We start from the raw sequence: 23,323 nt of genomic DNA on the forward strand, positions 1-23,323 counted from the left end.
CGCTCGACGATACCTTTTCTGCATCGTTGTAAAACGCAGCGCCGCTCCTCTTTGCATGAGACCTTCGTGATCGACATCAAGCCGCTGCGCTATTTCGTGACGCTCGCCGAGACCCGGCATTTCGGGCGCGCGGCGGCGCGGCTGAATCTGTCGCAGCCGCCGTTGAGCCGGCAACTCGCGGCGCTCGAAGGCAGTCTCGGCGTGAAGCTGATCGACCGCAGTCCGCGCAGCGTCACGTTGACGGCGGCGGGCGAGCGCTTCTATGCCGACGCCAGGGCGATTCTCGCGTCGGTGGAGCAGGCGGTCAGCAATGCGCAGGCGGCGGCGCACGGCGAGGCCGGCAAGCTCGCCATCGGCTTTACGATGTGCGCGGCCTACAGCGTGGTGCCCGGTTATGCGCGGGCATTCGGCGCGGCCTATCCGGACGTGACGCTGCATCTGCGCGAAGTGGTGTCGAACGATCTCGCGGCCCAGGTGCTGGCCGGCCAGATCGACGCGGCCATTCTGTTCCCCAGCACACAGGATAAAGGGCTGGTGACGCGCACTATCGTGACTGAGCCGTTGTGTGTCGCATTGTCGCGCAACCATCCGCGAGCGCGAGCGCGGCGCCTGTCGATCGCGCAACTGGCCGGCGAGCCGTTCGTGTTGTCCTCCGAAGAGGTCGCGCCTACCTTGCGCGCGACTATCCTCGAACACTGCCGCTCGGGCGGTTTTCTGCCCGATATCCGCTTCGAAGTGCAATTGCAGCAGACCGTGCTGAGTCTCGTCGACGAAGGCGTCGGCGTGGCGCTGGTGCCCGCCTCGATGCGTCGCGCGCAACTCGCGGGTGTCGTGTTCCGGCCGCTGGTGGATGCGCCGCTGATCGAACAGGTGCTGGCGTGGTCGCCGGCCAATCGCAACCCGTGCCTCGCGCGGTTTATCGAAATGGCGTGAAAGCCTGCGATGATTCGCGCCAACTCTATCGCCCACCTCATGCCCTCCACGCACCTCATGCAACTCGCGACCGAGCGTTTGATCCTGCGTCCGCACAATGTCGACGACTTTCTCGACAGCTACGCCATGTGGTCCGATTCCGGCGTGATCCGCTATATCGGCGGCAAGCCGTTCACGCGTGAAGAGGTGTGGGCGCGCTTGCTGCGCTACGCGGGTCACTGGGCAATGCTGGGCTACGGTTATTGGGTCGTGCGGGAGAAAGCCAGCGGCCGCTTCCTCGGTGAAGTCGGTTTCGCCGACTATCACCGCGACATCGAGCCGTCGCTGCTGGCCACGCCCGAAGTGGGCTGGGCGCTGGACCCGGCCGTGCACGGTCACGGCTTTGCCACCGAAGCGGTGCGCGCCGCGCTGTCATGGGCCGACGCGCACTGGCCGGACGGCGAAACCGCGTGCATCGTCGCGCCGGACAACGAGCCGTCGCTGCGGGTCGCGCATAAGTGCGGCTATCGCGAGCAATTGCGCACCACGTACAAAGGCCTACCGACCATCGTCCTGCGGCGGCCGGCGGAGCGCGCTTAGGTCAAGCCGCGGTGCGCGTCTTCGCGATCAGGTCCGCCAGCCGTTCGACCTGCTGACCCTGTGCATCGAAATTGCCGGCGTCGAGCCAGCGCGTGTAGCTCTCGCGCAGCGCCGGCCATTCGCCGTCGATGATCGAAAACCAGGCAGTGTCGCGGTTGCGTCCCCGATACACCAGCGCCTGCCGGAAAATCCCCTCGAAGCTGAAGCCATAGCGCAGCGCGGCGCTGCGCGACGGTTCGTTCAGCGAGTCGCATTTCCATTCGAAGCGGCGATAACCGAGCGTCTCGAACACTTCACGCATCAGCAGGAACATGGCTTCGGTGGCGATGCGCGTGCGTTTCAGGCGCGGCGAGTAGGTCACGTGGCCGACTTCGATCACGCCGTTCGGCCGGTCGATGCGCATCAGCGCCAGCGTGCCGACGGCTTTGCCGGTCGCCGTGTCGATCACCGTGTGATGCAGCGGATCGGCGGAAGCGGCGGCGCGCGTCAGATGCTCCTGGTAGGCCGCGAGACTGTCGAACGGACCCACCGCCAGGTAAGTCCAGTCGCGGCCGTCGGCGGCGAGGCGGTAGGCCTCGTACAGGTCTTCGGCGTGACGCTCCACGTCCACGCGCTCGATCCGGCAATAGCGGCCGGCGAGCGGCGCCGGGCCGGGCGCCTGAGCGCCGTTCCAGCCGGGTACCGGAGCGCCGACCGGCTGTTCGAACGCGTTGAGTCGGGATTCCATGTGTGCTCTCCAGGGTTTCGTAGATCGTGACTGACGTGGAACGATAAGGCAAACGTGGTATGTTCAAAAGATCCACCCGAACGCTATTCGATAGGTCCAACCGAGTCACCCATGATCGAAATCATCGGCCCGCTGCTGTCTCCGGCGGATAAGCATGCTGGCGGCGAGCGGCCTGCGCCCTTGCAGAAACAACTGATCGAACGTTTGCAGCAGGCGATTCTCGGCGGCCGCCTGCCAGCGGGCTCGCTGCTGCCGTCGTCGCGACTATTGGCGACGGAGATGGGCGTGTCGCGCAATACCGCGGTGATTGCCTACGAACATCTCGCCGCGGTCGGTTACGTCGTGGCCGACCGCAAGGGCACGCGCGTCAGCCCGCTTGCGACATCGGCGGTACCTGGGCAGCCCGCGTCGCAAGCGGGCGCGGCCGACGTGGTCTACGCCGCGCGCATTCGCCGGTTCGGGTCGGCGCGCGCGCAGACCGACAACACCTTGCTGCTGACACCCGGCACGCCCGCGCTCGACCGCTTTCCGTTGCCCGCGTGGCGCCGCGCGCTCGAACGGGCGATGGAGCGCGCGTTGCCGCTCGCGCTCGGCTACGGCCCGCCGGCCGGCGAAACGGCGCTGCGCGACGCGATTGCCGCGCATGTGCGGATGGCGCGCGGCGTGCGCTGCGAAGGCGCGCAGGTGGTGATCACCGAGGGCGCGCAAGAGGCCTTGAACCTGTGTGTGCGGCTCTTCACCAATCCTGGCGACATCGCGTGGATGGAGGACCCCGGCTATCGCGGCGCCAAGGCTGCTTTCCATGTCGGCGATCTGATTACGCTGCCGATGCCCGTCGACGCCGAGGGCATTTCGGTGCCCGCCGAGGCGTGGCGCACGCAGACGCCGAAGCTGATCTACACGTCGCCCGCGCATCAATATCCGACCGGCGCGGTGCTGTCGGTGGCGCGCCGGCTCGAATTGATCGCGCAGGCGCGGCGCTGCGGCGCCTGGCTGATCGAGGACGATTACGACGGCGAATTCCGTCATACCGGCGAGCCGATCGCCAGCATGCAGGGACTGGTCGAGGACGCGCCAGTGTTGTATGTCGGGTCGTTCAGCAAGACCATGTTTCCGGCGCTGCGCATCGGATTCGTCGTGCTGCCGCGGACCATCGCCGCCCACACCGGCGCCGCGTTACAGGAGATGCTGCGCGGCGGGCATCGGCTCGAACAACTGGCGCTGGCGCATTTCATCCAGAGCGGGGAGTTCGGGCGGCATCTGGGCCGCATGCGGCGTTTGTACCGGCAGCGTCAGCAGGCTTTGCGCGAAGCGCTCGCCGAGCATTTCGCGCAAGCGGAGGTGCTGGGCGGCGAGTGCGGCATGCATCTGACGCTCAGGCTGCCGCCTTCCATCGACGATGCGAGGCTCACCGAACAGGCGTTCGCCCACGGGCTCAATCCGCGCCCGTTGTCCAGCTTTGCGCAGCCTGACGACACGCGGGCGAACGGCCTCGTGATCGGCTACGGCAGCACGCCGGCCGAGCAACTCGCGCCGGCTATCCGCACACTCGCGGAGCTGGCCGCCTCGGCCGCTCCGGCCAAACGGACCGATCGCAAGCCCCGGAAGGCTTCGCGCGCGACGCGTGGCATCGCACGCGATATCCCGCGTCGCGTGTAAGTTTTTACGTTTGTCCGCGTGGGGTTGTCGCGCTATCGTGTCGTCTGCGTGCGGCGATCCTGTCTCGCGATGTCGATGGATCGTCCACGCATCATGCGCGTTGCGCATTGCGCCGCAACACGGCGGGCCGCCGTTGGGTCTTCGTCGAGTTGCCATGATTCCCGGGCATGAAGAATGCCCCATTGTCCTTATCTTTGACGCTTGACGACTGGAGACGACATGAAGGAAATCGAACCGACCGCGTGGTTTGAGCTTGCCGCCCATACGCCCGTCCGTGAAGGCTGGTACGAGGTGCAACTCACCAGCGGCGACACCGCATTTGCAAAATTCGGCGATGGTCTGTGGACCGAAAAGCCGTTGCTGGTCTTCACGCACTGGCGTGGCCTTTCCGCCGACCCGTCGACCGTGCCCGAAGCCGAAGCGGAAACCATCAGCGCCGAAGCAACCGCCGCGCAAGGCGTGCGCGCCGCGTGGAACGCATTCTTCCCGGGACTCGGCGAAGAACAGCACAAGCCGCTCGATGCACTGCCGAATGGGAACGCGGGTACCGCGGCTACCACAGGGACTTCCGGCACGACGGGCAAAGCGCCGCATTGAGAGATGGAGGTATGCGACGCATCGGCCAGACGTCGGCGTGGCCGACGTCTGGCGCGACCATGACGCTACAATCGCGTTCATTCTTCTGACGCGGAAAACGTACGCATGGACATTATCCGGGAGCCCGTGGAATTGCCGCGGGCTACGCAGTTACTGAATCACGGGCCGGTGACGATCATCACCAGCGCGCACGGCGGACGGGCCAATGTCATGGCCGCATCGTGGGCGATGCCGCTCGACTTCGATCCACCGAAAGTCGTCGTGGTGGTGGACCGGCCGACTCTCACACGGGAACTCATCGAAGCGGGCGGCGTGTTCGGACTGCAACTGCCGAGCCGTGGCTTCGCCGCAGAGACGCTCGCGGTCGGCTCGAATCGCGGCGCCGATCTCGACAAATTTTCGGCGTTCGATCTCGAGACATTCCCAGCGCAACGTATCGACGTGCCGATGCTGGCGGGGTGCATCGTGTGGCTCGAATGCAAGGTGATACCGGACGATAGCCAACGCCACGATCTGATCATCGGCGAGGTGGTGGCGGCCTATGCGGACAAGCGCGTGTATTCGAATAACCGCTGGCACTTCGGCGACGACCCCGATTTGCGTACGTGTCACTACGTGGCGGGCGGGACGTTCTTTGCAACGGGTGAGGCGTTCGAAGTAGGCACGTAGGCCTTCGACGATACGCGAGTCTGTTCAGCCGATGGGTTGACGTATCGCGACCGCATCCTTTATTGTCGTGCCCATGGACTTCCACCTCGTTCCCTTCGCTGCCATCACCACCACGACGACCACCTTCACAGGCGGGTCGTCTGGAGATTGCGCACGCTAGAAGCACGAAGCCGTGGCATTCCCCGAAGGCCCCGCCGGAAACGGACGGGGCCTTCGGCATTTCTGGACCTCCGTTTGCGGCGTCATCTGCAATATCGAACCCAACGGAGCGTCTTTATGAACGACATCGACCATCGCGTACTCGGTAACCGGCTCGACCTTTTTCACCAGCAGGAAGAGGGCGCCGGCATGGTCTTCTGGCATCCACGCGGATGGGAGTTGTACCGCGTGCTCGAAGACTTTATTCGCGCCCGTATGCGTCGCGCCGGCTTCCGCGAAATTCGCACGCCGCAATTGCTTGCGCGTTCTCTGTGGGAAAAGAGCGGACATTGGGAGAAATTCGGCGCGGCCATGTATTCGCTCGCCGGTGCCGAAGCAGGGCGCGCACTGAGCCTCAAGCCGATGAGTTGTCCGTGTCACGTGCAGGTGTTCAACCAGCGGGTGCGGTCGTATCGCGATTTGCCCGTGCGGTATAGCGAGTTCGGCGCCTGTCATCGCGACGAACCGTCGGGGTCGCTGGAAGGGCTCAAGCGCACGCGCGCTTTCGTGCAGGACGATGCCCACGTGTTTTGCGCCGAGGTGCAAATCGAAGCCGAGGTCGTCGGATTCTGCGACCTTTTGCGTGGCGTGTACGAGGACCTTGGCTTCGCGGCCTTCGAGGTGGCGCTGGCCACGCGGCCCGCGATGCGTGCGGGCAACGACGACGTGTGGGATCGCGCGGAAGAGGCGCTCGCGAATGCGGCGCGTGCCGCCGGTCTGGTGTTCGACGTGCTGGAAGGCGAGGGCGCGTTCTACGGCCCCAAGCTGGAGTTTCATCTCGTGGATAGCCGCGGACGCAGTTGGCAATGCGGCACGGTGCAACTCGATTTCGTGCTGCCCGAGCGACTCGATGCGGAATTCGTCGACGCGCGCGATGAACGCGTGCGGCCGGTGATGATTCATCACGCGGTGTTGGGCAGCATGGAGCGTTTTATCGCAATGCTGCTCGAACATGATGAAGGCTGGCTGCCGGCATGGCTCGCGCCGGAGCAGATCGTGGTGGCGACGATCAGCGAAGCGAATGTCGCTTATGCGCGTGAAGCGATGCAGGCACTCGAGGACGTGGGATTACGCACGGCGCTCGATAGCCGGCCGGAGCGGCTGGAGAAGAAGATTGTCGACGCACGCGAGCAGCGGGTGCCGTTTCTGGTCGTGCTGGGTTCGCGAGACGAGCGGGATCGGACGATGAGTATCCGCTTGCGTAACGGAGAACAGGTGACGCTTGCATTCGAACAAGGCGTCGAGTATCTGGTTGCGGCGGCGCGTGTTCCGGGCAGCCGCTTACGTCGGGAAGCGGCTGCATGAGTTGCTGTGTCAGGCGTCGATAGCCAGGTCAATGCGACGGACCGCGTACGCGATCGATTTGATCGTTGAGGCGGGCAACCGAGTTGGCGAGAAACGCGACTCGGGCGTCGAGACGCGAAAGCAGCAGTGTCACGATGAGAATGGCAAACGCGAATGAAATCACGGCGGCGGCGAGCCATTGCGGCTTGATGCCGTTCGCCGCGCCGCAAATCGAGCCAACCGGGAAATTCGCCGCGGCCATGCCGGTGTAGTGCATGCCGGCGATGGCGATGCCCATCACGCAGGCTGCGCCGATCCGCTTGGACATCACGTGTTTCTGGTCAGTGCCGCGCAGCGTATGGGCGACCCACAGCGCGGCGGTGGAGGCGACGATCGCAATGACGAGCGATGCTGCGACGACGGATGGCGTGTATTGAATGGCGGGGTCCATCAGCATCGCGGCCATGCCCATGTAATGCATGCCGGCGATACCGACACCCATCAGCACGCCAGCCGCGAGCAAATGGGTCACCTTCAAACGTTTGCGCGTGACGATGTGTAAAGCGAACCAGGAGACGAGTACTGCGATGAGAAGCGAATAGCAGGTAATGGCGAGGTCGTAGCCGATTGGAATGCTAAGAGAAAAAGACAGCATTCCGATGAAGTGCATCGACCAGATACCGATGCCCATTGCCAGCGCACCCGCTGCGAGCCAGACATGGCGGGCGCGAGCGTAGGCGAGGATGGAAAGCCGGTCGGCGAGATCGATTGCCGTGAAGGAGGCAAGTGTCGCGACGATCAGGGAAATGGCGACCAGACCAAAGTTATAGCTGCTCTGCATGGTGGGGCTCTTTTTTAAAAGCTCGATTAATCGTTGTCGACAGTTCGGGACGGCCTCTCTACCGGCGAGAACTGGGCTGCTGTTGGCCGCACTGGCCAGTGCGGTGATTCGTTTTGCATTTATTTGCCGCGCGGTGGAATTCGCGGTGCGCTGATTTTAGATCAAGTTGAAAGGAAATTCACTGACGAATGGATCGAATTTACCTTTCAGATCGCGCAGTGGTTTTTGGAGCGACTACACCATTCGATCAGCGCGTCCCGCACTTCGTCGATGACATGTTCCCATTGGCCGAGGTCGTGTTGACGGAAGAGGCGCATCGATGGGTACCAGGGGCTATCGGTGCGGTGTTGTAGCCAGCGCCATTGCGCGTAGGCGGGGATGAGAACCCAGACGGGCAGACCGGCGGCGCCCGCGAGATGAGCGACGGAAGTGTCGACGGTTATTAACAGGTCGAGCGTATTCAGTATTGCGAGCGTGTCGGAAAAATCGCCGATATCCGGTCCGAGCGTGTGCAGATCGACAGTGCCCGACAGTGCTTCACTTTCGCATTCGGTTTCGCCTTTCTGAAGCGAGAACCATGATGTGCCGGGAACTTCGAACAGTGGTTTGAATGCGTCGAGATGGATCGAGCGGAAGCGGTCGAGGAGACTGTTGGGACCACCTGACCATACGATGCCAATTCGTCGCCCGTCGTCTGGACGGCGTGAAGGTGAGATGTTTTCGATCCGGCTTTGCCAGGTATCGGTGAGATGAGGTGGGACGGAAATATAGGGCATAGCGATGGGCAGCATCGCGATGTTGAGTTTCATATGCTCGGGCATTCTCTGCATATGACTCCAATAGTCGTAAGGGCCGGACGGCAACGTCGTGAAAACGGTCCTTATGCAGGTCATGCTCGCGGCGATGCGGGCGATGGGTTCGCTCACCATCACATCGACAACGGCGCCGTTCCCTTGAAGCCAATGAGCAAACCGGATGAACTGGATTTCGTCGCCGCGCCCCTGTTCGCCGACGAGCAAGAACTCGCATCCTTTCACTGCTTCTCCATTCCACACGCGGAAGTCGGGGAAGACTCGAGTGTGCCGTGCCGCGGGTAGCGTATAGAGAAGGTTGCTACGCGCCCAACCTTCTCGATACTCGCTTTCGTTGAGTTCGAGCCAGGCTAGCTGGATTTGCAGAGTCGGATCGTGTGGTGCCAGGCGGACTGCTTCGTTGCTATGAACCAGAGCTTCGGCGACTTTGCCACGTACGCTGAGTGCGTGCGCGGCATAGTGGTGCAGTTTGGCGTTTGTTGGATGCGTGGCCAATCCGTTGATGGCGACGGTCAACATCTCGGCGAACCGGTCGTGATGGTAGAGCGTCAGACATAGTAATTCCAGCGTGCCGATATCGTTTGAATGCGACGCTTGAATCTGCAGCGCGGTTTTGTGTAGTGCGGTGATATCGTCGACTTTAGCGAGTGCATCGATCAGATCGAAACCGTCTTGCGGAGAAGATGGGTCGAGTGACCATGCTTGCAGCCAATAGTCTGCGGCTTCCCTGGTTTCACCGAGTTCGGCGTTGATGCGGGCGAGGTTACGAATGGCGTGGTGGAGGCCGGGTGCCAAAAAGAGCGCTTGCTCGTAATGGCTTTTTGCTTCGACGAGTCGCCCGGCGAGCTTTAGGCAATCAGCGAGATTGCGATGCAAGGTTGCGGTGTTTCCGGATAGTTGAAGAGCACGGTGGTAGAACGCTTCGGCGCGGATGTAATCCCCGCGCATGGCTGCTACGAGGCCTGCGTGTTCCCAAAGGTCTGCCCGGTCTGGAGCGGATTGGAGCGCGAGATTGAGATGGGTGTGGGCGTCGGCTAAACGTGCAGCGGAAAAAGCGGCGTCGGCCGACGGAGTGTGGGAGTTGAAAATCACGGCGCCCTAAAATTCGTGTTGGCATAACGGAAATTCAGCGACCGGAGTCGTGGGCCTTTTCTGACCGAGCATTCTGGGTTGCCAGATGACGTGGAACAATCAGCCGCCCCCGCTAGCCACGTAGGACGAAACGCAAAGAGCCTCCAGAATTTTCAGCAGCACAAATCACAAATCAAAGAAAAAACAAGGAGCGCAGAAGTACCGAAAAAAAACACGGGGGGCGCGCGAAGCGCCGCCGGAAGAATGACTGCTGTGTCACTAACGTGGAATGTGCGAGAACACAGATTCCAGATGGACCACTACCGAGGAAACGCCGCGGTTCCCGCTTAAGAATTAGCGGTGTGAGCCGCTTTCTCTTGCTTACTTCTCTTTGCGGCGGCAAAGAGAAGTAAGTGCCCCCCCGCACAGGGGGAACACTAATAGACCACTACCAAATCAAGGAAAGGCCAAAGAAATCCAGACCAAACAAAATACCCTAGTGTAACGAAATAACCCTCATTCCACCCCCACCTCCTCCCCCACCCGAACCCCACTAGACCGAAACCTCTCCCGATACTCCGCAGGATTAATCTGCAACCGCCGTTGAAAAATCCTCCGAAACCCATCCGTATTCTCAAACCCACACCGCCTCGCAATCTCCCTCAACGGCAAGTTAGAAGACTCCAGAAAATGCCTCGCCGCATCAATCCGGGCATGACTCAAAAAAGTCATCGGCGTCACGCCACATTCCTTGACAAAAGTCCGCGACAGATTCCGCACACTCATATGCACCCGCTCGGCGAGCGACCCCACCGTATGTTCGACACTCAGGTTATCGAGCATGTACTGCTGCAACGCCAGCGTCTGTGAAGAAGGCGAAGCCTGCACCTCCAGCAGCGGACTAAACTGCGACTGCCCACCCGCACGCCGCAAATACACCACCAGATACTTCGCAACATCCAGCGCCATCTGCCGCCCAAAATCATCCTCGATCATGGCAAGCGACAAATCGATTCCCGCCGTCACCCCAGCGGTCGTGAAAATACTCCCGTCCTGCACATAAATATGATCCGGCTCGATCCGCGCCCGCGGAAAAGTCGCCGCGAGCCGCGGCACATCCATCCAATGTGTGGTGACCACACGATTGTCGAGCAACCCCGCCGACCCCAGCGCAAACAGTCCATTGCAAATCGCCGACATGCGCCGGCAACGCTTATGCTGATCCTTAAGCCATCCGCTCAGCGCAGGATCGTCGAACGCTTCGAAAATACCCAAACCGCCCGGCACGATAATCGTGTCGAACTCCGGACACACATCGAAAATCGTGCGATCCGGCACGATGGTCAAACCACTCGACGATTGCAGACTCCCGCGCGTCGTGCCCACCGTCAGCATTTCATATTCCGATTCGCCCTTGCTGAGTATCTTCACTTCAGCAAAGGCATCCTTCGGGCCGGCAATGTCGAGCAACTGGAAACCCGGAAAAACCACCATGCCGATTTTGATTCGTTTCACAGCCGTATCTCCGCGATGGTGGTACGAGTAGAAAGCGTCAAGTCAGTCTATCCGTAATCATCAGGCCCGACCATCGGCCATAAAACTTCGCGCAAGACGCGCTTGTGCAGCCAAATCGTGCGTCGAGGGCAGGCACCGTTCGGCTAATGCGCCGAACAGCAAACCGATGGTCGTCCACAGAATGGCCTGCATGCCGAGCGCCGCCAGACGAAATTGCCACAGTAACGAAGCGGGAAATGCAGAGGGAACTTCGTTGATAGCCGGCAGCGCGATTTCCACCGCGGCGATCACCACCACGAACACTGCGCCCGCCACGATCGACGCGTTCCATGCACCCAACCGCGTCAACGCAAACCGCCTGATCTGCAACGACAACACCATCGTCGCAAGGGACACGGCGATCATCAGAAAGTACAAGCCCGTTCGATAGCCGATCGTGTCGGGGTCGCCGACCGATGGCGGGTTCGCCGGATACTTCAGGTTCGGCACGACCGAAAGCGCGATGAACGCCGCCACGGCGAGACTCGCCGACAGCGCCCGCGCTCCGCTGCGTCCCGCACGGCCATAAGCGTAAGCGAAGGTCAGGGCGAACAGGCCGCCGAACGCCGCGCCATAGCTCACCACACCGGTCGCGAGACCGAGGCCCGCTTGCGTGGCGCGGCTGACGAGTTCCGGCTCGGGCGCTTCGCCGCGCGCGGCGGCCTCGTGCGACTCGAAGGAGATCGCCTGGTCCACGCGGGGCTCGCCCGCGATCTTCGCAAACCCGAACGTCACCAATCCGGCGACGACGCCCGCGAGCATTCCACGTACCAACAGTTTTCCGACCATGACGACCTCGTTGACTAGTGACAGGGGAAACCAAGCAGATGACGGCCGTCGTGCACGAACTCATGCACATACATGCCGGGCACGATCGACGTCGCGCCTTCTTCCGCGCCGACGAAATACAGCGCGAGCAACATGAGAAGCCCACCGAAGACAATCCACGGCAGCAGTTGCCGCAGTGGAATGGGCGTGAATTCGACGTCAGGATGAAGAACGGTGTCGTTCATGAGAAAAGTCCTTTGAAACAGGGTTAAAAATAACGTCACGTTGCTATGGCAGGCGAAGCCGGTGCGCCGCCTTGCGCAAAACGCCGCGCCATCACGATCTTCGCGAGTTCGTCGCGCGACAGCACGCCGCTCGTTTCGACCACGGTCAGCAAAGCTTCGAGAAAGCGCTCGTAATAGTCCCAGTGCGGCGGATTCTCACAGTCGGCCGGCGCATTCTCCCAACGGGCGATAGCGGCAATCAGGCTCTGCCGGAAATCTTCCCACTCGAAGCAGCCCGCTTTCGACAACGACAACGCGAGGCCGAACACATCGCGCTCCCAGCGGTTGGTGAAGAACAGTTTGCCGTCGAGTCGCGGCGGCGAATCGGCGGCGCCGAGCATCGACGCGGCGGCGTATTCCTCGAAGCGTGTGAACATCGCCGACTCCTGTTAAGTACCCGCGTGAGCAGCGGCGCCAGGCGCGGCCACCAGCGCTACGCCCATCATCGATTCCGGCGTCACGAGCGCGGCCAGTTCCGCTTCGCTCAGATGATCGGTATTCGCGGGCCGCTCGGGGACGACGAACCAGCGGATCTGCGCACTGCTGTCCCACACCTTGACGGCCTTCTCCGCAGGCACGTCGACGCCGAATTCGTTCAGCACCGCACGCGGCTCGCGCACGCCGCGCGCACGGAACACGGGGTCCTTGTACCAGTACGGCGGCAGGCCGAGCACCGGCCACGGGTAGCAGGAGCACAGCGTGCAGATAATCAGGTTGTGAACGTTGGGGTCGTTGGCGACCGCGGCCATGTGCTCGCCCTCGGCGCCGGCCATGCCGAGCGGCAACGCGAGTTCGGCGATTGCCGCAGGCGTGTCGTCGACCAGACGTTGTTTGAACGCCGGATCGACCCACGCGCGGGCTACGATCTTCGCGCCGTTGAACGGCCCGGCCATGGTTTCGAAGTGACCCAGCACGGCGTCGACTGAATCGCTGCCTATCACGCCTTTCTCGATCAACAATGCTTCCAGCGCGCGCACTTTGGCCGCGCTCGATGCTTCCCGGTCGTCGGGAAACTGGAACAGTTGCGTCATGTCGTTCTCTCTATCGTGATGATTCGGGTTTCGCGGCGCGGTGTCACGCAGCGGGCAGGACGTACGCTTCGTACAGGTCCGCGTAGATCGTCGTATGGGTTTCGCTCTTGCCGGGTCCCCAGATATCGGCGGCATCGAATGCAATGCGGTAGACGGGCATCGGTTCGCCGATACCGTCGGGACCCGTCGAGACGAAATACGAAAATGCACCGGGATAGACGAGATCGACCACGCCGCGCTTGTTGCGCAGATAGCCGGGCAGGCGCGTATGGTCGACGGCTTCGGGATCGGCAATACACACCGCGTCGCCGGCCTTGAAACGCGCTTCGCCATCCAGCGCATGCGCGCCGGAATCGCCCTTCTTCAGATACGCGTCGATCTGCGCACTGATTGCCTGATTCGGTTTGCTCGGCAACGCGGCGTCGGGATGGGCGCTGAAATAAGCGGTTCTCTCCGTAAGTTCGTCGGCGCTGATATAGCCCTGATCGACGAAGAACTGCGAGATACCGCCCAGCCACTTTTCGTAATAGCGATACTTGAAGTACTCGAACGGCTGCATGTCTTCGGCGCCGGTTCGCAACGACGCCCACGTCCAGTCGCTTTTGAAAGCAGTCGGCAGATCCTTCACCGGATACGCATGCAGTGCGTTCGCAAGATGCGCGCTCTCGGCCATCATCACAGTGTGAATGCCGAAGATGCGTTTCTCCCACGGTTCGACGAACACGCGTGTTTCGGTACTGACCGGCCCGAGGTTTTCGATGCCGCCAAGGTGATGCTGTAGTTTCACGTTAGGCTCCGCAAGCAGTTGAAATTCGGATTAACTCAATTGATGCGCGCGCTTGAAGCACAGCGCATCGCCCAGCAATTCGGAGACGAAACCGAACAGCGCGCCGGTGATGAGCGCGCCTGCCGCGACCAGCGCCGGGTTGCCGGGTCCGATCAAAGTGATGGGCTTGCCGGTGGCCACGGTCGTGCCGACCGTCGATGCAAAGCCCCACACGATGGCCGGCAGGATGTCGAGCAATTTGATCTTCGATGCCTGCACCATCAGCGCACTGCCGAGACCGACCGCCACGGCGACACCGAATGGCGTGGTGGTCATCGTGGCAATGCCGAGCAGCGTGAGCGAACTGATCACCAGTCCGCTCAGATTCGACGCGACGCTTTTGACGAACCCGGCCGTGCCGCCGCCGAGCACGAAGAACGACGCCCACGCGATAAACGTGACCCAAACCGGCACCGGGAAAATCGTGCCGGTGAGCCATGTGTCGGCGACGGCCAGCACGCCGATACTCAATGTGTATGCTTCGGGCTTCTTCATTGACCTGCTCCTCGAGTAAGAGAGAAAAGAGGGGTACATCCAGTGATAAAACGATCCAGTGAATCGAAACTCAGTGAGGCACGGGCTCTTCGATGCAGTCGAGCAGACCTTCCCGCATGGCGGCCGCATCGATACCGCGGCCGATCATCACGAAGCGGCTTTCCCGCATTTCGTCGCGCGCCCAGGCTTTACCGAAGCGGCTATCCATCAACATGTGCACGCTGTGGAAATAGAGCCGCCTTCCTTCGCCGCGCATATTGAGCACGCCCTTCATGCGTAGCAATTGCGCGCCGTGGTTCTGCACCAGCCCATTGACCCAGCGGTTGAAGCGTTCCGGGTCCACTTCGCCTGGCATCACGAACGCGCAGGACGCGATCGAGTCGTCGTGCTCGTGGTCATGCGCGCCTTCGTCCAGCAGATCGGGTTCGACCGCGAGGAGGTTGTCGAGCGAGAAACTGCGCACACCGAGCAGGCCGCTCACGTCGATAGCGGAATGCGTCGTGAAATCGAGCCTGGCAGTCGGGTTCAGCGTGGCGATCGTGGCGGCTAGCTCGATGCGCTGTGCGGGCGTGACGGCATCGGTCTTGTTGATCACGATGCGATCGGCGAACACGATCTGCTCGCGCGCGATGTCGTCGCCGAGTTGCGCGTGCGCATGACATGCGTCGACCACGGCGACCACGGCTTCTAGCTCCACGCTTTCGCGCAAGTCGGGATCGGCGAGAAAGGTTTGCAGCACGGGCGCGGGATCGGCGAGTCCCGAGGTCTCGACCACGAGGCGCTCCAGCCGGTCACCGTAGCGCGCCAGCAGATCGCGCACGCTGCCCACCAGGTCGGCGCGCACGGTGCAGCAGACGCAGCCGTTGTTGATCTCGACCACGGCTTCTTCGTCGGCCACGATTAACTGGCCGTCTATCCCCACCTCGCCGAATTCGTTGACGACGATGCCGATCTGCATCGGCCGGGTCGTCTCGAGGATGTGATTGACCAGCGTGGTCTTGCCCGCGCCGAGAAAGCCGGTAATGACCGTGACAGGAATTTTCTTGAGTCGCATGGCGGCCGTCCTTGAATGAAGTCCGCGGCGAGGCACGCGAGTCTTGCGCACCGGCATCGACGGAACAGGGACGTCTTTAGCGACTTCCGGGCCGCAAATCACACGCTGTCCTGGTGGGAACCGTTGTTGGCGCGATCTGCTGGACTGCATGGCCGAGAATGTGGGAACGGTTCATGACGGCCAGATTCGGAGATTCGGCCAGTCATTTGTCAGCCTAGAACCACGATCCGCATTGGGGCGCGCCCGGGACTGCGGCGGTGCATCGGCCCGAAAACGTGCGTCTGCAAGATGGGCCGATTCATTCCTCTTGTGAACTTATCCAATCCTCTTTGCTTGGTTTATCGTGTTTTTTATTGTCAATAGACTCTGCACATCGAACCAACCAGTCAACAAGGAGTACGGCATGGCAGCACCTCTCACCGGAGTTCCGGTCCTTGCGGCGGACACCCTGCACGATGATGTCGCTTCGGGCCTCTCGTACCGTTTGCGTCCTGCTGCCGGACGACCCATTGGCCGGCTGTTTCTGTTGCACGGCGTGGGCGGAGACGAAACAAATCTAATGGTGCTCGCGGACGAACTGGATGAGCGCATCGAACTCGTGTACGTGCGTGGGCCGATCGCTCTCGGCGCTGGGCAGCATGCGTGGTTTCAGGTGCGCTTCGGCCCGCAAGGGCCGGTGATCAATCCGAACCAGGCAGACGAGAGCCGGCTGCGCTTGCGTGAACTGGTGCGTGCGCTGAACCGCGCGGACGCCGGCGGCAATAACGATGCGCCAGTTCTGTCGTTGATCGCGGGCTTCAGTCAGGGCGGCATCATGAGCGCGAGCGTGGCGCTGTCCGCGCCGGAAGACGTCGCGCGCTTTGCGATTCTGAGCGGCCGCATTCTGCCCGAGCTGGAACCGCATCTGGCGTCGCCCGACAAGCTCGCCCACGTGGCCGCATTTATCGCACACGGCCGTCACGACGACAAGCTGCCCGTCGCGTTCGCCGAGCACGCCGATGCCTGGTTGACCCGCCTCGGCGTACCGCACGACACCTGCCTTTACCCCGTCGGCCATACGTTGAACGCCGACATCGTTCGCGACTTTTCCCGCTGGGTCAGCCAGCAAACTCATCTCGACTAACTGGAAGCCATCATGACCGATACCCGCACCGCTCCCTATTCCGCTCTCGTCCTGCGCGTCGCACTGGGCCTGATGTTCGTTGCCCACGGGCTCACCAAGCTGCTGATCTTCACGCCGGCCGGCACCGCGAAATACTTCGAATCCGTGGGCTTTTCCGGCTTGTTCGCGTGGCCGATCATCGCGTTCGAAATCGTCGCCGGTGTGTTGCTGCTGGCGGGTGTGTATACGCGAGTCGTTGCGTTGCTGGCGGTGTTCGAACTGTTCGCGGCGTCGACGGTGCATTTCGGCAACGGCTGGATGTTCACCAACGCGAACGGCGGCTGGGAATACCCGGTGTTTCTCGCGGTGGCGGCAGCGGTGCTTGCGCTGCTCGGTGACGGCGCCTTCGCGCTGAAGCCGACCGTGCGTTCCGCTTGAACGTCGATTGTCAACACGACCGACCGGGACTCAAGTGATCGAATTCGGCATTTATACGTTCGGCGATCTGGCGCGACCGTCAGCGGACAGCGCGCTCGTGAAAGCGCGCATCGACGAAATCCTGGCGGCGGCGCGTATCGCCGATGAAGCCGGCATCGACGTGTTCGGTGTCGGCGAACACCACCGTGCGGATTTCGCGGTGTCGTCGCCCGCCGTGATGCTGAGTGCGATTGCGGCGCTGACACGGCGCATCCGCTTGACGAGTGCGGTGAGCATTCTCAGTTCGGACGATCCCGTGCGGCTTTACCAGCAATTCGCCACGCTCGATCTCATCTCGGGCGGCCGCGCTGAATTGCTGGTGGGACGTGGCGCGTATATAGAGTCGTTTCCGCTGTTCGGTTACGAACTGGACGACTACGAGTCGCTATTCGACGAGAAGCTGGCATTGCTCTGCAAGATCGACGCAGCGCACGGCGATCACGATCAAACCATCAACTGGTCGGGCCGTCATCGGCCCGCGTTGCAGCGTGCGCGGATCATGCCGCCGCCTTTGCGCGAGCGCTTGCCGATCTGGATCGCGGCGGGCGGCACGCCGTCGAGCGCGCAACGCGCAGGCCGCGCGGGCTTACCGTTGAATCTGGCCAACATCAGCGGATCGCCGGAACGCTTCGTGCCGTTCGTCGATCTGTATCGCGAGACGGGTTTGGCGGCCGGTCATACCGCAGCGCAACTGCAGGTGTCGATTGCCGGTCACTTTCATGTGCAGCGCGACGGCAAAAAGGCGCGCGACGAGTTTTTCCCGTACTACCGGCGCTATATGTCGAGCAATCTGCCGCGCGGTTATGCCGAGATGTCGCGCGCCGACTACGAGACGCTTGCGTCGCCGCGCGGCGCGCTGTTCGTCGGCAGCGTGCAGGAGATCGTCGACAAGATTCTGATGGAGTACGAGTTGTTCGGGCATCAACGCTATATGGCGCAGATGGATATCGGCGGGTTGCCGTTTGGTCGGGTGAGGGAGTCGATCGAACTGTTCGCGGCGGAAGTGATACCGGCGGTGCGGCGGGCAATTGGGTGAGGGCACCCGTAGCGGACGGGACGCTTCGGTCCGAAGTCAGCATGCGGCAAGCGATAGAGAAAATCGGCGGGGCGCATTAATGGTTAAACTGGCGGTCTTGCCGGATGACCGTCGATGCAACGGAGCGGACCGGCGGGTTGCAAGGCGCGGCTCATCCCCTCTCTCACTCCTGGCTCTATGGTTGAATCGGAAGATCTTATCTATCAGGCGCTCTCGAAAGCCTTGCTTGCTGGCGAACTTCCGCCCGGCACCCAGCTCATCGAAACGCGCGTCGCGGCCATCTTCGAGGTCTCACGAGAACGCGTTCGCAAAGTACTCCATCGGCTGGGCCATGAGCGTCTGATCGACCTGATCCCGAACAAGGGGGCGTTCGTTACCGACCCCACGCTTTCGCAGGCGCGCGAGATCTACGAAGCGCGCCGCATCGTCGAGGGCGGCGTCGTCGCCCGTCTGGCAGGGCGGCTCACGCTGACGCAAATTCAAACGTTGCGCAAGCATAGCGAGCTTGAAGCGCAAGCCCTCGCTGCGGGCGATCGTGCTCGCTCGATTCAGCTCTCCGGACAGTTCCATCAGATACTCGCAGGCTTTTGCAACAACGCGTTCGTGATTCGCGAGTTGCAGGAACTCATTAGCCGTACCTCCATGCTCGTGGCTTTCTTCGAACCCGATAGCGCGTCGCAATGCGCCTGCGACGAACATCATGAGATCGTCGATGCCATTCAGGAAGGCGACATGGCGCGCGCGTCGAAGATGATGCACATTCACCTGTCGCTAATCGAAACGCGACTGCAACCGAATTCGACGCCGCGCACGCTCGATAGCGACGACGTACTGCGCCGCGCGCGCGATGCGGTGCGCGAGCCGCTCGCGAAGCCGGCCCGCAAGCGGAAATAAGCCGCTGCCGCCCGGCAGTGGGTCTCGCCTAACGGGTCTGCTGCTGCAATAACCCGGCCAGTGAATCGCTCAAGCCATGCGACCGGATGGCCGGCAGCGCATCGTGCGCACGACTCGTCACGGGCTGCGTCGCAATCCATTCCAGACTTGCCTCCAGGCAATCCACCAGCGGTCCTTTGCTGGTGAAGCGATGACATTGCCCGGCAAACACGGCGCCGCCGAGAATGATGCGCTCAGCCCCGGCGCGCATCGCGCAGGCGATCTGTTCGTCGATTAGCGTGGCCGTCGCCACCGGATCCGCCAGCATCGAGAGGCCGTTGAGCCGCGCCGTGAAGGTGCCGGCATAGCGGTCGGCGAGCCCCAGCGAGCCGACGAGTTGATCGAGAATCGGTCGCCAGCCTGGACCGCCTGTAACGACCGCGAATTTCCCCGGCTCTCTTGCTGTCTGTTCGATCGCCGAACTCGCGAGCCCATAGACCGGCACCGGGGCCAACTCCTGCAAAGCCGCCAGACCCGGGTCGCCAAAACAGCCGAGCAGGATGGCGTCGATTCCGGATACGTCGGCGGCGGCGAGCGTTGCCCAGGTGTCGATGGCGGCATGCGCCGCGATCGCAAACGACGCGTACGTAGCGATCACTTCCACCCCCCAACTGGCCGTGCTGCCGCGTGCGTGAACAGCCGGTATCGATCCGATCTGTCGAAGCAGATTCTCAGTCATGGCAACCGAGGTATTGGGATTTAGAACAAGCAAATTCATAGGTCGAATTGGTTAGGGTTTACCTTTAATTGCACTTTTTTTGGCTGAGGTATTGTGCACGCATTCGAGCAGATTGTGCACAATCAAAAAAAGAGGCGAAGGGTGATTTCTGGCAAACGGGATTTCCTCGGTTATGGCGAAACAGTACCGGACGTGCGCTGGCCGCAGCGCGCACGGGTGGCCGTTTCGTTGGTATTGAATTTCGAAGAAGGCGCGGAGTTCGCGGTCGGTGACGGCGATCTCGTGAACGAATCGGTATACGAAGTCGATGCGCTGCAGGAGGGCGTCGACCCTTGTATTCAGAGCCATTTCGAATACGGCACGCGGGCCGGTTATCGGCGCATTGCAGCGCTCCTCGCCGCCTACGATGCGCCTTGCACCGTCAGCGCCTGTGCGCGGGCGGTAGAAAGATCGCCCTGGCTGGCGCGGCATGCGGTGGCACAGGGCCATGAAATCGCCGCGCACGGCTACCGCTGGCAAAGTCACGCGGGCATGTCCGAAGCGCAGGAACGCGACGTCATCAGACGTACCGTCGCGGCTATCGAGCAGACCGTCGGCCAGCGCCCTGTCGGCTGGCACACGCGCTCGTCACCTAGCGTCAACACGCGGCGTCTGCTGATCGAGGAAGGATTTCTGTATGACAGCGATGCCTACAACGACGACATGCCGTTCACGGTTCCACAGCACCCGGGCGCCTACGTGGTGGTGCCGTACGCATTCGATACCAACGACATGCAGTTCCAGCACACCGACCGTTTCGCCACGGCCGCTTCTTTTTCCGAATACGTGTGCGACGCGTACGACTGGCTCTACAAGGAAGGCGCGGACCAGCCGCGCATGCTCTCGATCGGCCTGCACCTGCGAATGATCGGGCGGCCCGGAAGGATCGCCGCACTGGACACCATCCTGAATCATATGAAAGCCAAAGGCGGCGCATGGATCGCCACCCGAGAGCAAATCGCCCGGCATTGGCTGGACGCCATCGCGTAGTCAAAACCAATTCGCGTCAACTGTTAAACCGCAATTAAACGGCAATGGAGTAGTCATGTCCAAAAAGTTAGTTTTACTGATAGGGACGAGCTTGCTCTCGGGCGTCGCATCGGCTCAATCCAGTGTGACGCTCTATGGCGTCATCGATTCCGGCATTACCTACGTCAGCAATATCAACGGCTCGCACGCCTTCCTCGCGACCGAAGGCGAACTGATGGGCAGCCGCTGGGGGCTCACCGGATCGGAAGATCTCGGCGGGGGATTGAAGACGATCTTCACCCTCGAAAACAACTTCAATGTCGAGAACGGCACGCTGGGGAAAGGGGGGCGCCTGTGGGGACTGCAATCTTTCGTCGGATTGTCGACGCCGGCAGCGACGGTCACGCTCGGTCGTCAGTACGATGCGATCGCCGATTACCTGGGCATGCTGTCGTCCAACAATACCTGGTCCGGCGACATGGGCGCCCATGCCGGCGATATCGACAATCTGAGCACGTCGTTCCAGACCGATAACGCAATCAAATTCACCAGCGCGAGCTATGGCGGCTTTACCGCGGGCGGAAGCTACGGGTTCGGCAACGTGGCGGGCAGTTTCGGGCGCGACAGCCTCTGGAGCGTGGGGGCGAAATACGCAAATGGACCGCTGTATGCAGGCGTCAGTTATCTCAATGCTAAAGATCCGGCTGTGTCGGCCTATGGGGGCACCGCCGCTACCGGAGCCGATTTCGTGAATCCGGTTTCCAATCCGGTCTATGGCGGCTATGCATCGGCCGAACGCCTGAGGATCTTCGGCGGTGGCGCAGCCTATACGCTCGGCAAGTCGACGTTCGGCTTCGTGTACACCAGCATCCGTTTCGATGGTGTTCAACAAACCGCCAGCACGCCGATGGCCGGAAACTTCAAATTTCAGGACATCGAGGTCAATTACCGCTACTGGGCGACACCGTCGCTATTGCTCGGCGCGTCCTACAACTATCTGAAAGACGAACGGGCGCATTACAGCCAGCCGGATATTGGCGTCGATTATTATCTGTCGAAGCGTACGGATCTTTATTCCGTGCTGGTCTGGCAGCACGCATCGGGAACGAACTCGTTCGGCGAGGCCGCGGTGGCATCGCTCAACGCGCTCTCTGCGTCGAACAGCGCCAATCAGATCGCGTTGCAAGTCGGTCTCCGTCACAAGTTCTAATGCAAGCCGTGTGCGAGCGGCTTGCCTGCTCGCGTCGGTCACGACATCTCTGAAGAGGTCATGCCATGTCCCGCACTCCCACCGCTCCGCTGACGAGCGGCGTCGCCAGCACGTCGGCCGATCCCGCCATGTTCGAAGCCCCCAGCAACCGCACGGTGGCGTATACCGCCATCGTCGCATTCCTCTCGTGGACCTTTGCGGTCTACGATCTGATTACCTTCGGCAACCTGCTGCCGGTGATTCAGAAGTCGTTCGGCTGGTCGAATGCCACGGCGTCTTTCGTCGTCACCGCGATCTCGCTCGGCTCGCTCGTCGTGGCGCTTGCCGTCGGACCGATGATCGACCTATGGGGACGACGCAATGCGCTATTCGCCACGACGGCGGGTGCCGCGCTCAGTTCGGGGCTGGCTTCGATTGCGGCGGGCCCGCTTTCCATGATCGGCATCCGCGCGCTGTCCGGTTTCGGCATGTCGGAACAGGCAGTCAATGCGGCGTATCTGAACGAGATGTTCGGTGCACGCAACAAGGGCGTGCTGTACGGTCTGGTACAGGCCGGCTGGCCCGCAGGCGTGATGCTTTCCGCGGCCATTGCCGGCACGTTTACTGAATCGCTTGGATGGCGCGCGGTATTTCTGATCGGCACATTCCCGCTGATCGTCGTGTTCTTTCTCCGGATGGGCCTCAAGGAATCGCCGTACTTTCTGAAGCTTCGACATCTGCGGCAACTCCGGCGCGAAGGGCAAGCCGACAGTGCCGAAGCGCTGGGCAAGAAGTGGTCGCTGAGCCTCGGTAGTGACAGCAGGAACACTTACGCGGAGTTGTTCAGCCAACCGTTTCGCCAGCAATCCATTGCGCTGGGCCTCGCGTTCTTCTTCAAGATCGTTTCAGATTCGCAGATGACCGTGCTGGCTACCAGTATCCTCGCGCAAACCAAAGGCATTGCATTGAGCGGCGCGCTGTGGACGGTGTTCATCGGCAATGCAGTCGCGATTCTGGGGTATGTCGTGCTCGGCTGGCTCGGCGACCGCATCGGGCGGCGCGAGACGGTAATCGGCGCACAGGTGCTTACCGCGGTTTGCGTGCTGCTGCTGCTTTTCGTGGCGCAGGGCTTCGTGCCGGTCGTCGTGTGCTATTCGCTGATTCTGTTCTTTGCGCAGGGCGCCGCCGCGCCTTTGTTCGCGTACATCGGGGAATCGTTTCCGACTCGCATCCGCGGCAGCGGCGCTGCGTATATCGGTGTGACGGGCCCGATTGGCGGCATTTTCGGACCGCTCGTCTATGGTCTGCTATTGAGCGCCGGCTATAGTCCGGTTCACGCGGCGGTATCGGGAGCCGTTGCGGCACTCGCGACGGCAGCCGTGCTGCTGTTAGGGAAGGTCTGCAAAAGTCCTGGCGTTGACGTAAGTGTGAACTATCCTGGAAGAGGGATAGTTAAGGGGAATGCTGATGACGCAACTGGGCCTTGGGTTGGACCTGTCAACGAAGCGCACGCGCAA

Annotated in this window: 25 protein-coding genes; 13 read left to right on the plus strand and 12 right to left on the minus strand. The window is 61.8% G+C overall.

What is annotated here, in order from left to right:
* Positions 1-66: 66 nt before the first annotated feature.
* Complete coding sequence (locus tag FQ746_RS28405) at positions 67-933, plus strand: LysR family transcriptional regulator (RefSeq protein ID WP_144113120.1); 867 nt, start codon at positions 67-69, stop codon at positions 931-933.
* Between the two features lie 39 nt (positions 934-972).
* Positions 973-1,512 (plus strand): GNAT family N-acetyltransferase, encoded by a 540-nt coding sequence (locus FQ746_RS28410; protein ID WP_144113121.1) that lies wholly within the window; start codon positions 973-975, stop codon positions 1,510-1,512.
* A gap of 1 nt (position 1,513) precedes the next feature.
* Here FQ746_RS28410 and FQ746_RS28415 read toward each other — a convergent pair whose 3' ends face one another.
* Entirely contained in the window at positions 1,514-2,239 is a 726-nt protein-coding gene (locus FQ746_RS28415; RefSeq protein ID WP_144113122.1) for a GNAT family N-acetyltransferase, read from the minus strand.
* Positions 2,240-2,350: 111 nt separating this feature from the next.
* Here FQ746_RS28415 and FQ746_RS28420 point away from each other — a divergent pair, with 111 nt between their 5' ends.
* The 4 genes from FQ746_RS28420 (at position 2,351) to thrS (ending at position 6,667) form a co-directional block, all read left to right on the plus strand.
* On the plus strand, positions 2,351-3,898 hold the full coding sequence (locus tag FQ746_RS28420) for a PLP-dependent aminotransferase family protein (protein ID WP_144113123.1): 1,548 nt from the start codon (positions 2,351-2,353) through the stop codon (positions 3,896-3,898).
* A 219-nt stretch (positions 3,899-4,117) separates the two neighbouring features.
* On the plus strand, positions 4,118-4,495 hold the full coding sequence (locus FQ746_RS28425) for a hypothetical protein (RefSeq protein ID WP_144113124.1): 378 nt from the start codon (positions 4,118-4,120) through the stop codon (positions 4,493-4,495).
* A gap of 105 nt (positions 4,496-4,600) precedes the next feature.
* Complete coding sequence (locus tag FQ746_RS28430) at positions 4,601-5,164, plus strand: flavin reductase family protein (RefSeq protein WP_144113125.1); 564 nt, start codon at positions 4,601-4,603, stop codon at positions 5,162-5,164.
* Between the two features lie 276 nt (positions 5,165-5,440).
* Positions 5,441-6,667 carry a threonine--tRNA ligase gene (gene thrS / locus FQ746_RS28435; protein WP_144113126.1) on the plus strand — a complete coding sequence of 409 codons (1,227 nt, stop codon included), beginning with the start codon at positions 5,441-5,443 and terminating at the stop codon, positions 6,665-6,667.
* A 28-nt stretch (positions 6,668-6,695) separates the two neighbouring features.
* Here thrS and FQ746_RS28440 read toward each other — a convergent pair whose 3' ends face one another.
* From FQ746_RS28440 to FQ746_RS28485, 10 genes are all read right to left on the minus strand, one after another.
* The gene (locus FQ746_RS28440) at positions 6,696-7,487 is read right to left on the minus strand and encodes an MHYT domain-containing protein (protein WP_144113127.1); all 792 of its coding nucleotides are present in this window, start codon (positions 7,485-7,487) and stop codon (positions 6,696-6,698) included.
* A gap of 206 nt (positions 7,488-7,693) precedes the next feature.
* A complete protein-coding gene (locus tag FQ746_RS28445) occupies positions 7,694-9,391 on the minus strand; it encodes a tetratricopeptide repeat protein (protein WP_144113128.1) in 1,698 nt (565 codons plus the stop codon).
* Between the two features lie 495 nt (positions 9,392-9,886).
* Complete coding sequence (locus FQ746_RS28450) at positions 9,887-10,885, minus strand: GlxA family transcriptional regulator (protein WP_144113129.1); 999 nt, start codon at positions 10,883-10,885, stop codon at positions 9,887-9,889.
* A gap of 60 nt (positions 10,886-10,945) precedes the next feature.
* Positions 10,946-11,713, minus strand: a complete 768-nt coding sequence (locus FQ746_RS28455; RefSeq protein WP_144113130.1) for a CbtA family protein — start codon at positions 11,711-11,713, stop codon at positions 10,946-10,948.
* A gap of 14 nt (positions 11,714-11,727) precedes the next feature.
* A complete protein-coding gene (locus tag FQ746_RS28460) occupies positions 11,728-11,937 on the minus strand; it encodes a CbtB domain-containing protein (RefSeq protein ID WP_144113131.1) in 210 nt (69 codons plus the stop codon).
* 35 nt (positions 11,938-11,972) lie between these two features.
* Entirely contained in the window at positions 11,973-12,353 is a 381-nt protein-coding gene (locus FQ746_RS28465; protein WP_144113132.1) for a nitrile hydratase accessory protein, read from the minus strand.
* A 12-nt stretch (positions 12,354-12,365) separates the two neighbouring features.
* Positions 12,366-13,007, minus strand: a complete 642-nt coding sequence (gene nthA / locus FQ746_RS28470; RefSeq protein WP_144113133.1) for a nitrile hydratase subunit alpha — start codon at positions 13,005-13,007, stop codon at positions 12,366-12,368.
* 43 nt (positions 13,008-13,050) lie between these two features.
* Complete coding sequence (gene nthB, locus FQ746_RS28475) at positions 13,051-13,794, minus strand: nitrile hydratase subunit beta (RefSeq protein ID WP_144113134.1); 744 nt, start codon at positions 13,792-13,794, stop codon at positions 13,051-13,053.
* Positions 13,795-13,824: 30 nt separating this feature from the next.
* The gene (locus FQ746_RS28480) at positions 13,825-14,328 is read right to left on the minus strand and encodes a DUF1097 domain-containing protein (RefSeq protein ID WP_144113135.1); all 504 of its coding nucleotides are present in this window, start codon (positions 14,326-14,328) and stop codon (positions 13,825-13,827) included.
* A gap of 70 nt (positions 14,329-14,398) precedes the next feature.
* Complete coding sequence (locus tag FQ746_RS28485) at positions 14,399-15,382, minus strand: CobW family GTP-binding protein (RefSeq protein WP_144113136.1); 984 nt, start codon at positions 15,380-15,382, stop codon at positions 14,399-14,401.
* A gap of 403 nt (positions 15,383-15,785) precedes the next feature.
* Here FQ746_RS28485 and FQ746_RS28490 point away from each other — a divergent pair, with 403 nt between their 5' ends.
* The 4 genes from FQ746_RS28490 (at position 15,786) to FQ746_RS28505 (ending at position 18,891) form a co-directional block, all read left to right on the plus strand.
* Complete coding sequence (locus FQ746_RS28490; RefSeq protein WP_144113137.1) at positions 15,786-16,505, plus strand: alpha/beta hydrolase; 720 nt, start codon at positions 15,786-15,788, stop codon at positions 16,503-16,505.
* A 12-nt stretch (positions 16,506-16,517) separates the two neighbouring features.
* Positions 16,518-16,922 carry a DoxX family protein gene (locus tag FQ746_RS28495; protein ID WP_144113138.1) on the plus strand — a complete coding sequence of 135 codons (405 nt, stop codon included), beginning with the start codon at positions 16,518-16,520 and terminating at the stop codon, positions 16,920-16,922.
* Between the two features lie 7 nt (positions 16,923-16,929).
* Complete coding sequence (locus tag FQ746_RS28500) at positions 16,930-17,997, plus strand: LLM class flavin-dependent oxidoreductase (RefSeq protein ID WP_260854187.1); 1,068 nt, start codon at positions 16,930-16,932, stop codon at positions 17,995-17,997.
* Between the two features lie 177 nt (positions 17,998-18,174).
* Entirely contained in the window at positions 18,175-18,891 is a 717-nt protein-coding gene (locus tag FQ746_RS28505) for a GntR family transcriptional regulator (RefSeq protein WP_186310860.1), read from the plus strand.
* Positions 18,892-18,919: 28 nt separating this feature from the next.
* Here FQ746_RS28505 and FQ746_RS28510 read toward each other — a convergent pair whose 3' ends face one another.
* A complete protein-coding gene (locus tag FQ746_RS28510; RefSeq protein WP_260854188.1) occupies positions 18,920-19,648 on the minus strand; it encodes an aspartate/glutamate racemase family protein in 729 nt (242 codons plus the stop codon).
* Between the two features lie 54 nt (positions 19,649-19,702).
* On the opposite strand from FQ746_RS28510, the gene FQ746_RS28515 reads away from it, so the two are divergent.
* From FQ746_RS28515 to FQ746_RS28525, 3 genes are all read left to right on the plus strand, one after another.
* Positions 19,703-20,638, plus strand: coding sequence for a polysaccharide deacetylase family protein (locus FQ746_RS28515; protein WP_260854189.1), 936 nt, complete (start codon positions 19,703-19,705; stop codon positions 20,636-20,638).
* A gap of 55 nt (positions 20,639-20,693) precedes the next feature.
* Entirely contained in the window at positions 20,694-21,827 is a 1,134-nt protein-coding gene (locus FQ746_RS28520; RefSeq protein ID WP_144113141.1) for a porin, read from the plus strand.
* A 65-nt stretch (positions 21,828-21,892) separates the two neighbouring features.
* On the plus strand, positions 21,893-23,323 hold a 1,431-nt coding region (locus FQ746_RS28525; RefSeq protein WP_144113142.1), incomplete at its 3' end, for an MFS transporter.

Source organism: Paraburkholderia sp. BCC1886 (genome assembly GCF_900996245.1).
GTDB lineage: Bacteria > Pseudomonadota > Gammaproteobacteria > Burkholderiales > Burkholderiaceae > Paraburkholderia.